The organism is Aquimarina sp. (genome assembly GCF_977115655.1).
This window is the reverse complement of the sequence record NZ_CDSBKO010000066.1, coordinates 17,010-29,877: the sequence shown is the minus strand read 5'-3', so window position 1 is coordinate 29,877 and position 12,868 is coordinate 17,010. Positions and strand designations below refer to the sequence as shown.

Below are 12,868 nucleotides of genomic sequence, written 5' to 3'. Positions count from 1 at the left end.
TCGAGGGTTGCAACCCTCGATATTTTTTTGTTACACACTTCGTGGCTTAGTGCCAAAACGGCATTCATTATTATGTGAATGCCGTTTTTATTTTATCTTTTCTTTATTTTATCTTTTTTCTTAAAACTCTCTACTCACAATCCCATCTAAAATCGGATATTTTAAAATTAGTTCTGGCTTTAAAATTATAATGCCACCATTCTGTTTTTATGGTTTTAAAACCATGTTTTTCCATTGTCTCCCTAAGTAATTTGCGATGTCCTATAACAGCTTTCGAAAGCTTTGTATAGGAATGATGTGCTTCCTTACCAAAATGATCAAAATCTGTACCCATATCCACACGTCCTCCTGCAGACCTAACCAAAGTTATATCTACTGCCGCTCCTTTATTATGAATTGATCCTCCTTTAGGATCTGCTACATAGCCTGGATTAGGAAAAATTTTCCACATTTTTTTTTGCACACTATATGGGCGATAACAGTCAAAAAACTTTATCCTGTATCCCTGCACAAGCAAATCATTATTTGCTTTTATAAGGGCTTCTGCAACCTCTTCTCTAACATAACATTTTGCACAGGAGTATACTTTTTCCTTTAAAAAATTATCGGAAGTAGCATATTTCATATCCAAAATAAATTCATCAGATAGTTCTTCTATATTCACAAAACCTTTATTGTTTTGATTTAATCTTATATCGGGCTTACCGTTAAGAATTACTAATGAGTCTTTATTCCTAAGCATGCTTTGTTCTACTTTTTCCCCACGTAGCTGCAATGCCTTGGATCTCTCTAAAAGAGCCAAAGTCTGTTCTGCTGGTTTGGTATCTATTTTTGCCTGATTACAGCCAAAAATTAGTATAGAAAAAATCAAACCTATCAATTTTCCCTTATTCATATCTTTTAAGTTTTATTCCAATTATAATAATTAACAACATACTTTTTACAACTCAGCTTTCCCCAAAACCTAATTAAATTGCATGCTCGATCTTCTTAAATATACTCAATATTTTTGTTTTTAACACTTTTTTTTATCCATAAAAAAGGTAAATAACTTTATTTCAAAGTGCTTTTAACACTTCCGCATGTAAGCATTTTATTTCCAAAATAGGGATTTCTTATTTCTTTAGAATCCGACAACCAATACCCTCCTTTTTCATCAAAGGCCATTGGACAAAACTGTTTATATACCTCGCCAGAGGTTATATTAGCTTTATGAAGATGTTTTTCTATTTGATCTGTTAATCCAACAAAAAAATCCCGTTGTTTTTGAATATCTTTTGTTAAAGCTATAAGTTTGGATATTGCCTTAAGTTGCTTATCTGCATCAGAATCTTTAACAACTGCTTCTAATTTTTTTGCCTGTGATTGTGCTTCTTTTTCATTAGAGTTTACCAAAGCTTTTTTAACAGACAGATACAAATCAAATATTTGTTGATCTTTTATTTGGAAGAACACCACCTTTGTCTGACTATCTGTAATATCATAATCTTTAGTATCCCCTATTTTTTCATCCCCAACAGATGGTACTATTTTTTTATCCTTTTTGTCGGCATTACAAGAGATATGTAATCCTCCTGCAATTAATAACATTATTAAAAATCGCATTGTTACATTAAAAAATTTATGCGTTAAAAAAAACATATATACCTTTTTTTTTAAAGAGACATCAAAAATACTCTATCTATGAGGTAATTACCAAAAAATCACAACATTAATAATCAGTTTTTTAACAAAACAATACCATTCTAAATAAGAAGCTTTTTTAAATATTTTAGATACTTTTGCTGAAAAATTGTAAGAATGATTTTTGAAGATTTAAAACCCAAAGTAAAACAACTCCTTAATAACAAAGATCTAACCGTGACAGAAAGGCTTGAATCTGTATGCCAGTTGCTTAAAGATAGTATTGATTATTATGACTGGGTTGGTTTTTACTTTAAAAATGGAGATAAAGACGAATTAAAACTTCGTGCTTATGTTGGTGAAGAAACAGATCATATAATTATTCCTTTTGGAAAAGGAATTTGTGGGCAGGTTGCTGTTTCTAACCAAAATTTTGTGGTTCCGGATGTACATGCTCAAGACAATTATATTGCTTGTAGTCTTACTGTAAAATCAGAAATAGTAATTCCATTATTTAAAAACGGTGAAAATATTGGGCAAATTGACATTGATTCTGAAACTTCGGATCCTTTTACGGAAAAAGACGAAAGGTTTTTAGAATTTGTAAATCAAGAAGTTGCTAAAATCCTTTAATTATTGTTCCTTCGTTTGTAAACCATAAAACCACTTTATATATGAAAATCTTAGTCACGGGGGGATTGGGATTTATAGGTTCTCATACCGTTGTAGAATTACAAAACAAAGGATATGAAGTAATTATTATTGATAATTGCTCAAATTCGTCTCCTGAAGTTTTAAAAGGGATTGCAGCAGTAACCGGAAAACAACCTATTTTTGAACAATTTGACCTTAGAGAAAAAGATAAGGTGAAAGATTTTTTTTTAACCCATAACGACATTAAAGGAGTCATCCATTTTGCTGCCTCTAAGGCTGTAGGAGAAAGTGTAGAAAAACCTTTATTGTATTATGAAAACAACTTATCTACATTAATTTACATTTTACAACAATTAGCAAACAAATCATCTGCCAGCTTCATTTTTAGCTCATCTTGTACTGTTTATGGACAAGCAGATGAGTTGCCTATTACAGAGGATGCCCCTGTAAAGGTGGCAGAATCTCCGTATGGGAACACAAAACAGATCGGAGAAGAGATTATAAGGGACACTTGCAAGGTATATCCTAAATTAAAAGCAATTGCTTTGCGCTATTTTAATCCTATAGGAGCACATCCATCAGCCGAAATTGGAGAATTACCAATAGGAGTGCCTCAAAATCTTGTTCCGTTTATTACACAAACTGCTATTGGGCTGAGAGAGCAACTATCTGTGTTTGGGAATGACTACCCTACAACCGACGGAACTTGTATAAGAGATTACATTCATGTTGTTGATTTAGCCAAAGCACATGTAGTAGCACTACAACGTTTATTAGAAGACAAGAACAAATCCAACTATGAAGTTTTTAATGTAGGAACAGGAACAGGAAGCTCTGTTCTGGAAGTAATACAATCTTTTGAAAAGGTTTCTGAACAAAAACTAAACTACAAAATTGTAGCGAGAAGAGAAGGAGATATTACTGCTGCTTATGCAGACACTTCCAAAGCTAATAACGAACTAGGATGGAAAGCACACAGCTCTCTGGATGAATCCCTTAGTTCTGCCTGGAAATGGGAACAAAAAGTAAGGAAACAATAAGAGAATAGGAAAGATACAAAAAAACCTGAAGAAAATATTCTTCAGGTTTTTTTTATATCTGTATTCAAATCTATTATTCTAGTAGAATTTAGATCTTCTGTCTTCTATTTCTGCAGCTTCTTTTAGTGCTTCAAAAACTTTTGTGCTTACTGCTCCTGCCTGTGCTTTTGACAACTGCGATGCATAGCTCATATAGTTATCCAAACCACTTGCTGGTGTTTTTTTGGTTACTTCAATCACATATACTCCATTGTTACCAACAATAGGGGTTGATATTTTCCCTGCTTCCAAGGCAAAAGCTGTTCCTACTACTTTTGGTTCTGTTCCTGCTCCACTAATCGTTGGTGTTTTCATATTTAAAGCAGATGCTACTTTAACTGTTTGCCCCTGACCTTGAGCAATCGCATCTAATGATGATCCTGACATCTTACTTTTTAGCATTTCTGCTTTCTTTTGCTTTAATAAGATTGGTTTTACTACAGGACTTGCGTCTGCAACTGCCATTACCCCTTTGTCTGCCTTTGCAGTTAATTGAACTACTGCATAGCCTTCAGGAATATCAAAACGTTTTATATCCCCTACTTTAGACTCTTCATTAAAAGCCCATTGTACTATTGATCTTCTGGCTCCTAATCCCGGTATGTTTTCGTCCAGTTCTTTTATATTGTTTACAGGCCTTACTGTTAATTCATTTCCTTTAGCTACTTCTTCAAAATCTTTATCTTTTGCCGAAATTTGAAATTTAGTGGTTTCTGTAAATATATTATTTATTGTTTTTTCGCTTGGTTCAATTTTTTGAGCAACGGTTGCTAACTGTATTGTTTTTTGCTCATTTTTTTGATCTTCAATACTAATAACATGATATCCAAATTGTGTTTCTACAACTCCCTGATCTCCTGTTTTGTTTTCAAAGCAATAATTATTAAACTCAGTAACCATTGTACCAGGAGTAAAGTACCCTAGGTCTCCTCCTTTATCTTTATTAGAGTTATCTGCAGAAAATTCTTTTGCCAAAGTAGCAAATTTGGTTTTATCTGCTTTTGTTACCTTAAGTATGCTATCTGCCAAAACTTTTGCTTCTTCTTTGGTACGTTTTGTATCTCGAGCGGTACCTAATCCTTCCCAGGAAACTAAGATATGACTTGCCTGAACAGAATCCGACATTTGTTTTTGCGCAACTATTTTAGATATTTTTATGTAATCTCCGTCTTTATACGGGCCATACACACTTCCTATTTGCAAATTATAAAGTGTATCTGCTACTGTAGAAGGCAAATCTTTTTTGAATTTAAAACTGTCATCAAATTTTATAGCAGAGTGTTGATTTACGAACTCTTTTGCGTTATCTGTATTTTTAAATCCTAAAACTGAATCTGTTCCTTTGGTTGCGGCATTAAACTCTACTTTATCCTCTAATAACGAAGCTATTTCTGATTTTACCTGATTTTCATCTTCTTTACTAGCTACTTCATTAAACAACACATAACGAATACTTCTAGAAGGTTCTGCTTTGTATTGGCTTGCGTGTTTATCTATATAAGATTTGATTTCTGCATCAGATACCTCAACCTTTGCATCTTCGATAGCAGAAAATGGTAATTGCACATATTTAATATCTACATTATCATTTTCCATTCTATATTGCAGCTCTCCTTCTTTTAAGGTAGCCCCAACTCCGGCTTTTATCATATTAAGATATATCTGCTCTTTTGCCCCTTTGCTTACATTAACCTCAAAATCTAACCATTGTTGGTATGCTTCTTTTGATGTGGCTTTTACATTTGCAACATATTCTTTCATTTTAGCTTTATCAAAAACTCCGGCTTCATTTTGAAATGTTGGGTTAGTTGCCAAAGATTCTTCTAAAAGTTGGTTTACCTGATCTTCTCCTGCGATAATCCCTAGTTCTTCGAATTGCTCTTCAAAAACTGTTTCTTTAACTTCTTGATTCCAAACATAATTTACTGCCTGGATACTAGATGTTCCTCCTCCAAAGCTTCTTGAAGCTAATTCTACTTTTTTAGCAAATTCTGTTCTATCAATGTCTTTTCCATTTATCGAAGCTATTGCATTTTCTGCTTTTTGTGAAATTGCACCGCCATTACGGAACAAATCTGCTAACACAAAAGAGAAAAGAGCTAATGCTATGATTATGATTAGAAAAACCGAACGTTGTCTGATTTTATTTAAAACTGCCATGGTATTTTATAATTTATTCAAAATATAGTGGGCGAAAATACCATTTTATTGTAATAATACCAATTAAAAAATCTGAAAGTGTTAAGAAGTTTTTTTACAAGTTATTTTCTGTACAAAAATATATGGTTTTCACTTATTTAACCTGCTGTAAAAACGCGTTGTTTTTTTGCTTCAAAATACCATAAACGATTAAAATTTGTGCAGTTGCATACGTTGTCATAATCCATATATTATCAAACACCAATGGCTTATAAAACATTGTGAATGCCAAAATACTATCAGACAGCATAAAAAACAAAGAGCCTAAAAAAACCATTATATAACTTTGCACAGAAACCTTACCTTGCCTTAGATATGCTGTATTTGACATTACTAAAATCACTAGCATATACAGGGCCACAGGAACTAACATATCTTCTAAACGCGGGTACAACAAATAAAATAACCCTGCCCCATACAGGATTGTCAATAAAAGAAATCTTTTGTTTTTATTTTGCTTATTTCTTTTTTTAAGAAAAACGAAAGTGTACATAATATGTGCCAGTAAAAACATAACCAGACCTGTTATGAAAAAAAGTTGGGATTTTACTACAAACAGAAGCAGAATATCTCCTGCAAGAGAAAACAGCAGTGCTCCCAGCATTAGTCTAAAAACAGATGTACTTAATTCTTTTTTTTGTTTAATAAAAAAAAGAATCAATGCTATAAGTATTGCTGGTTTTGTGTAATAGCGAAGAGCATAAAAGGAATCATTACTACTGCACACCAGGTCTAACAGTACAATAAAGGCATAAATTGCAATAAATACAAATGCTTTTGGATCTTGTTTATTTTTGGTCATCAAAATAATTTTAATCCTTTATATCGTTAGTTTTCTATACGTTTTTTTTTAAGACGATTGAGTCAATCGTCAGAAATTACTTGCAGCTCTACAATTTCAATTTTAGTATTGGATGTTTCTATAACTTTAATTTTAAAGTTATTTATCTTTACTTCGTCTCCTTGTTTTGGTATTTCTTCGGTATGATTTACAATCATTCCTCCCAGAGTTTCATAATTTTCATCTTCTGGAAGATCTAATTTATAAGACTCATTGATATAGTCTACTTCTATCCTGGCAGAAAACCGATATCGATCTTCTGATAATTGTTCTTCGATAAGTTCTACAGAATCGTGTTCGTCTTCAATTTCTCCAAAAAGTTCTTCTACAATATCTTCTACAGTAATAATACCACTGGTTCCTCCGTATTCATCTATTACCACTGCTATACTTTTATGTTTTTTTGTTAAAAGATTAAGTACATCTTTTACAAACATTGTTTCTGGAACAAAAATAACAGGAAGCAGAATTGCTTTTAACGATTTAGGTTTTTTAAACAACTCAAAAGAATGAACATATCCTATAATATCATCTACTGTTTCATTGTAGACTATTATTTTTGACAACCCGGTTTCTATAAACAGTTTACTTACTTCTTCTATAGATTGTGATTTTTCTACTGCTACTATCTCTGTTCTTGGAATCATAACTTCACGAGATTTTACATCTGAAAAGTCTAATGCATTTTGAAAAATCTGAATTTCGCTATCGACTATATCATGTTCTTCTACGGTTTCCATTTGCTCATTAATATAGTCTCCCAATTCTGTTTTACTAAAGGCTAATTGTACCTGGTCTCCATCTGTTTTAAAGAGTTTTTTTAAAACAAAATCCGAAACCCAAATTACAAATGAAGAAATAGGCGAGAATATGATGTAAAAAATATATGCAGGAAAAGAAAATGCTTTAAGCAACGTATTAGAATATATCTGAAAAAACACTTTGGGCAAAAACTCTGCTGTAATTAGGATAATCAAAGTAGAAGCAACTGTTTGCAACAATAAATTAACGGTAGAAGCCATTTCGGGGAAATACCCTTCTATAACAGTCATTAACACCTCCCCCATATAAAACCCGTACACTACCAAAGCTACATTGTTTCCAACGAGCATTGTTGCAATAAACTTAGAGGGTTTTTTTGTTAACCGGGTAAGAATATTAGAAATGAAACCTGCTTGTTTTTTCTCTATCTCTATATGTATTTTATTAGAGGAGACGTATGCTATTTCCATTCCGGAAAAAAAAGCAGACAAAACAAGAGAAAGTACAATAACTATGATTTGTAATTCCATGAATTAATTTTTGTTATTGGCTTCAAATCGTTTTCTAAAATTTCTTTTAAAGAAAAACATAAAAACTGCTGCTGCTGCAAAAAAAAGATAGAGCATACTTTTTCCACCTTCATCACCCCACTCTACATACGTTTGATATACAAAAAAACACATGATTGCCAAGTAGGCATATTCAAAAAACCTAAATACTTTCATCATACTAAGATTACTCCTTTATAAACATTACTCCATCGTTAATTCTTGAATTCAAGATAGTAAAATCCTGATTAGCATCAAAACCATCTGCTTCATTAATTGTTCCATCTGGCAGATAGCTTTTATATGGCTGATCTGTAAACACCCAGTTAATGGTTTGGTCCCAATATAATTGTTGTGCTTGCAGATGGGTACTGTCTGCGGTTTTTATATCTACATTCCCCCTCATATCGATCAACCCTGTTTGTTTATAGGATATTGCATAATCTGATGTAACGACACTTACTTTTCCTTCTTTGTCGATTATATCTAGTACAATACCATCCGGAAACTCATAATAGGCAAAATCCTTGTTAGAAAAATCCAACACTTTTGGGGTTTTTAATATTGCAGTAAGCCTGCCAGAGTCTGTATATTTAAGATTAACTTCATAAACTTCTGCGATGGGTGTTTCTTCAGAAATTAAATGACTCTGCTTTTTCTTTTTAATTGATTGGCATGAAAAAAACATTGTCACAGCAAATGCCATGACAATGTTAAATATTGTATTGTATATGTTTTTACTTTGCATTATAGTTTTGGCACTCTAACGGTTTCTCCAATCCAACATCCTACATTTACCGATTTTACTCCGGGATTATTAAAGATATCTGTTTTTGAAGGGGCTTTTGCGTTATAATTTGCGGCAAATTTAGAGGCTGTAGATTGTAAACTAGGATCTACTTTTCCTGCTTTTCTTGCATAGCCTTCTGCCAGCCAGTATACTGCTCTTTTACTAAAAACGTCATTTCCACAGCTATTTGCACTATCACTAATCATATCTGCTATTCTTAGGTAGCAAACTCCCATAGATGGTTTTTGTGAAAGAGCTTTTTTATAATAAGATCTTGCGTTTCCAAAACTACCTTGTTTTTTCATTACTTCACCAATCTTGAAATAAACTTTAGCTTTATCACTTGCCTTGGTTTCTAGTTCTGCGGATTGATTAAAATATTTTAATGCTGTGGTAGTGTTTTTATCTTTTAATGCCAGGATCCCCAAATAATATGCTGATTTTGCTGAAGGTTCTACTTTATGCAAAGCTTCTACCAACTTAAAAAACAATGGATCGTCTGTACAATCTTTGGCAGATATTCGTCCTGCTGCTCCTTTTAACCAATTAGCATCTGTTTTTTTGTCTTCAAACTGCCCGCTATACAATGGAATCAGGTTTTTACAGTCTGCCAACTCTCCAAGTTTTTGATTGATGCCAGCTTTTACTTTACTGTAATTAGACAGGATTTTATCATATTTGGCTAATTTCTTTTTCTCTTTACCAGACAATGCTGTTCCGGATTCTTCTTTTTCTGTAAGTTCTGCAATAGTTTTTGCTTTATCACTTTCTTCGTCTTCAATTTTTTCGATCACTTCATCATAAAGATCAAAAACTTCTTGCAGTTCTTTTTTCTTTTCGCCATGAAGATCTACTAATAGTGAGAAATAAGTATATACATTTTTTGGGTTGCTAACATTTTCTTTATCTTCTGTCCATGCTTTATGAAATTCTGCAAATTGACTTTCTGTAGTGCCCATTTTATTATCATACATTAACTGACCTATATCAGAATGCATATCTCCTATTTTAGTTTTTGCAGGAAAATATTGAAGGCGTTCTTTCCATAAGGCTATCATTTCATTTGCTATCCTCACTTTTTCTGAATCAGCAGCTTTATCATATTCATCTTCCAACAATTTTTGTCCAAATTGAAATGTAGCGACACTGTATGTAGGACATTCTTTTCTCACTTTCCATAAAGGTTCTTTTGCAGATGCATAATTCTTTACTTTAGCATGCTCATAGGCAATAGAAGCAGTGGTTGCACAGTCTGTGGCCTGAGCACTTACTCTTGCAGTACTTAAAACCAATCCTGTTGCTATCACAAATAAAACTTTAGTATTCATAGCTGTAGTAATTATTGTATTTAATTAAATTTTATTTCTCTAAACCATTTATCATTTAATGATAAACTGACAGACATGTTAAAGAACTCTTCTTTAACCAATCCAAAATTTGTTGTTCCTCGTTGACCGTACTCAAATCCTATATTCATATTAGTAAATAATCGACCAACTGGTAGTCCTACTCCAAAAGACATGCCAAACTCATCTATAGAGCTGTTATTGATATTCAATCCGGTCTCTTCATAACGAAATCCTGCACGGTAAACAATTCTGTTGAAATAACTTGTTAATGAGTTATATTTTGGTATGTAATACCCCCCTGCTTTAAATTTTGAAGCATTTTGATATTTAATATTATCCTGATTGGAGACAATATTACTAAATTTTCCAGAATCTGAATATGCGTACTCTATCCCTGCAAACCATTTTCTGGGTTCTCCTATTCCTCCTCCCAATTTTAATTCTAAAGGAAGATCTATATCTTTATTTTCTACTTGTACCTCTTGTGTGTCAATTATTCTTTCCTGTCCATTTGTACTTATTATGACTGTTGCAAGATTTCTGGTATTATCTGTTTTTAGTCCAAAAGAAGGTGTAAATACGGCAGACCCAACGGCTTCCAGTTTTTCAGAAATCATGGTTTTGTAATTTACTCCAAAGGATAGACTAAAAGAGGACAGATCTGAACTTGTAATCTCTCTGGTATCAAACTGAACGCCTGGTCGTTTTAAAATTGTTTTATTTTCGATGTTTCCAAAGTTATAATTCAAATCCAAACCTATATTAAGTTTTTTATTTACTTTATATCCTGTTGCAATAAAAACTTTATTTAATCCTCCAACCCCTTTAAACCGAACTTCTCTGCCATCAGTTTCTGTTTTATCAAGTTCATACCCTACCGAAGAAATAGGAATAAGCCCAAAACCAAAACCAAATTTACCTGCAGGAATACCTATTGCCAAATAATCTAAAGAGGCATTGTCTCCCGAGGAAGATTCTGTAGCATTACTAAATTCAAAATTGCGATATGAAGCTCCTACGGTATAAGCTGTAAGTGCCAGTTCTCCAAAAGATGCCGGATTTTGGAGATTTAAATGAATACTGTCTGTAAGCACACTCAATCCCCCCATCGATCTGTTTTCAATTGTTCCTTTAAACTTCGGAATCCCTATTCCATAAAAAGAATATGGAGATGAAGTGCCTTCCTGAGCGTTAGATATTATGGCAACATGTACCAAGATGATCACTAAAATCTTTTTTATCATTTATTATTATTAAAAGCTAAAATGTGGTTTAAACCCTCCAACAAAAAATTGGAAGTGGCAAATATGCTATTTTTTAATCTTTTAGACAAAAAATGTGCGTCTCCACCGGTTAAAATAACTGTTAAATCAGGATAATTGTTGCAATATTGTGTAATTACACCATCTATTTCGTGTAAAATTCCGAAAACCACTCCTGAATGTATTGCCTCTTCTGTGCTTTTTCCTATATGATTTTTGGGGGCAGTAAGTTGCAATAGTGGCAATTTTGCAGTAAAGCTGTGCAGGCTACTATATCTTAATCGTATTCCTGGCGCAATAGCTCCTCCAAAATACTCTTCTTTTTTGTTTTTAAAATCATACGTTATACACGTTCCTGCATCTATTACCAAAACATCTTTGCCCGAGAATTGATCTGTAGCGGCAGCTACCAAAGCCAAACGATCAATCCCCAGTGTCTCTGGTGTGCCATAAAGATTTTTGAATGGCATTTTGACCAGATGATCCAAGACCAAAGTATCAAAAAGCGACTTTATGTATGCAATATAACTTTGTTGCAAGTTTGATACGGAAGAGATTATAGCATTTGTAATTCCTGGATACTCTTCTGTAATTTTTTGTATCGTTTTTTTAAAACTTTCTTGCCTTATCGTTTTTTTGTATATAATTTCTGCACCTTCAAAAACGCCAATTTTTGTAAAAGTATTCCCTACATCAATAACAAGATTCATATCCTAATTTATAAGTTGTAAAAATACAAAACGATTTTTTTACAATTTTCTTTTGTGTATTAAAAAAAGGGTTCTATATTTGCATCCGCTTACAACAAGGTGCCTTAGCTCAGTTGGTAGAGCAAAGGACTGAAAATCCTTGTGTCCCTGGTTCGATTCCTGGAGGCACCACATCTTGAAAGTGAAACCCTTGATAATTGATTATCAAGGGTTTTTTGTTTTATATCGTCTCCCAAAAGCCTTTAATACGGGATCCAGGATCATAGAATGCTTCTATCTTTGCATTAAAAGATTCTGCTGAAGCATTGGTACTTCGATTAATAAAATAATTTAAAATTGGATCTGTAGTTGATTGTTATTGTATTTGCTATTGTATTAAATGCTTTAAAGGGATCAAGACTAATTAAGATCTTGCTATTTGACTAGAAAATAAGTTTTAAAAGAATAAGAAAGGTGAACTGACAAATCAGTTCACCTTTCTTATTCTTTTATAGGGTATTTTAGGTGTTTCAACTATAAAAAAAGGGAGTATTCCCCCGAAAATAACATACTGATTTACAATAAATTTACTAACGTAATAATAACTTTTAAAAATAACTATAATGGCACAAAAAATCGACAAAAAGATTAATGGAATTGACGTTAAGGTATCTTCTTACAAGATTAATCTTTTAGCTTACAAAGAAATAGCCGGCAGAGTAGTTATTAAAGCATCGACAAAAAAGATTAAACAAAAAGATATTAAAGTAACAGTAACTAATCATTATTTTGCTTTAAATCCACATCCAGCCCCACAAATTCCAGTAATGATCGGGAATCCTATTTCAAAAACAACTTTTGAAAAAAAATATACAACGGTTCGACATTTTGCGGTTGGAATAGGTGTTAAAATTAAAGGTAGTTCTATATCTCCCTCAATTCCTTCAGGATTGGTAAACCTTCCTGTTAGTGGTGTTATAACAAGAGCAACTATAACTGTGAGCGGAAAAACAGAAGTAATCATCACTCAGAAAGGAACGGTAGGGGCTATTTAACACCTTATCCTATATAA

Annotated in this window: 13 protein-coding genes and 1 tRNA gene; 4 read left to right on the top strand and 10 right to left on the bottom strand. The window is 32.8% G+C overall.

All coding sequences use genetic code 11. The annotated features are described in order from the left end of the window. Positions 1–130 precede the first annotated feature (130 nt). Both ACZIYX_RS20565 and ACZIYX_RS20560 read right to left on the bottom strand, forming a co-directional pair. On the bottom strand, positions 131–895 hold the full coding sequence (locus tag ACZIYX_RS20565) for a M15 family metallopeptidase (protein WP_462684138.1): 765 nt from the start codon (positions 893–895) through the stop codon (positions 131–133). Positions 896–1,053: 158 nt separating this feature from the next. Then, on the bottom strand, positions 1,054–1,605 hold the full coding sequence (locus tag ACZIYX_RS20560) for a DUF3347 domain-containing protein (RefSeq protein ID WP_462684137.1): 552 nt from the start codon (positions 1,603–1,605) through the stop codon (positions 1,054–1,056). Positions 1,606–1,800: 195 nt separating this feature from the next. Between ACZIYX_RS20560 and ACZIYX_RS20555 the strand changes: the two genes are divergently transcribed. Next, entirely contained in the window at positions 1,801–2,256 is a 456-nt protein-coding gene (locus tag ACZIYX_RS20555; protein WP_462684136.1) for a GAF domain-containing protein, read from the top strand. Positions 2,257–2,297: 41 nt separating this feature from the next. Next, positions 2,298–3,317, top strand: a complete 1,020-nt coding sequence (galE, locus tag ACZIYX_RS20550; protein ID WP_462684135.1) for a UDP-glucose 4-epimerase GalE — start codon at positions 2,298–2,300, stop codon at positions 3,315–3,317. A 78-nt stretch (positions 3,318–3,395) separates the two neighbouring features. Here galE and ACZIYX_RS20545 read toward each other — a convergent pair whose 3' ends face one another. The 8 genes from ACZIYX_RS20545 to ACZIYX_RS20510 form a co-directional block, all read right to left on the bottom strand. Continuing rightward, a complete protein-coding gene (locus ACZIYX_RS20545) occupies positions 3,396–5,516 on the bottom strand; it encodes a peptidylprolyl isomerase (RefSeq protein ID WP_462684134.1) in 2,121 nt (706 codons plus the stop codon). Positions 5,517–5,649: 133 nt separating this feature from the next. Beyond that, complete coding sequence (locus ACZIYX_RS20540) at positions 5,650–6,357, bottom strand: lysoplasmalogenase (RefSeq protein WP_462684133.1); 708 nt, start codon at positions 6,355–6,357, stop codon at positions 5,650–5,652. A gap of 62 nt (positions 6,358–6,419) precedes the next feature. Next, the gene (locus tag ACZIYX_RS20535; protein WP_462684132.1) at positions 6,420–7,688 is read right to left on the bottom strand and encodes a hemolysin family protein; all 1,269 of its coding nucleotides are present in this window, start codon (positions 7,686–7,688) and stop codon (positions 6,420–6,422) included. Positions 7,689–7,691: 3 nt separating this feature from the next. Beyond that, on the bottom strand, positions 7,692–7,886 hold the full coding sequence (locus ACZIYX_RS20530) for a hypothetical protein (protein ID WP_462684131.1): 195 nt from the start codon (positions 7,884–7,886) through the stop codon (positions 7,692–7,694). Positions 7,887–7,893: 7 nt separating this feature from the next. Next, a complete protein-coding gene (gene lptC / locus ACZIYX_RS20525; protein ID WP_462684130.1) occupies positions 7,894–8,412 on the bottom strand; it encodes an LPS export ABC transporter periplasmic protein LptC in 519 nt (172 codons plus the stop codon). A 41-nt stretch (positions 8,413–8,453) separates the two neighbouring features. Continuing rightward, a complete protein-coding gene (locus tag ACZIYX_RS20520; RefSeq protein WP_462684129.1) occupies positions 8,454–9,824 on the bottom strand; it encodes a tetratricopeptide repeat protein in 1,371 nt (456 codons plus the stop codon). 20 nt (positions 9,825–9,844) lie between these two features. Further along, complete coding sequence (locus ACZIYX_RS20515) at positions 9,845–11,089, bottom strand: porin family protein (RefSeq protein ID WP_462684128.1); 1,245 nt, start codon at positions 11,087–11,089, stop codon at positions 9,845–9,847. After that, complete coding sequence (locus tag ACZIYX_RS20510) at positions 11,086–11,817, bottom strand: type III pantothenate kinase (protein WP_462684127.1); 732 nt, start codon at positions 11,815–11,817, stop codon at positions 11,086–11,088. The genes ACZIYX_RS20515 and ACZIYX_RS20510 overlap by 4 nt, the downstream gene beginning before the upstream one ends. 98 nt (positions 11,818–11,915) lie before the next feature. Between ACZIYX_RS20510 and ACZIYX_RS20505 the strand changes: the two genes are divergently transcribed. Together ACZIYX_RS20505 and ACZIYX_RS20500 are read left to right on the top strand one after the other, a co-directional pair. Further along, a tRNA-Phe gene (locus ACZIYX_RS20505) sits at positions 11,916–11,988 on the top strand. 431 nt (positions 11,989–12,419) lie between these two features. Continuing rightward, complete coding sequence (locus tag ACZIYX_RS20500; RefSeq protein ID WP_462684126.1) at positions 12,420–12,851, top strand: hypothetical protein; 432 nt, start codon at positions 12,420–12,422, stop codon at positions 12,849–12,851. Positions 12,852–12,868 lie beyond the last annotated feature (17 nt).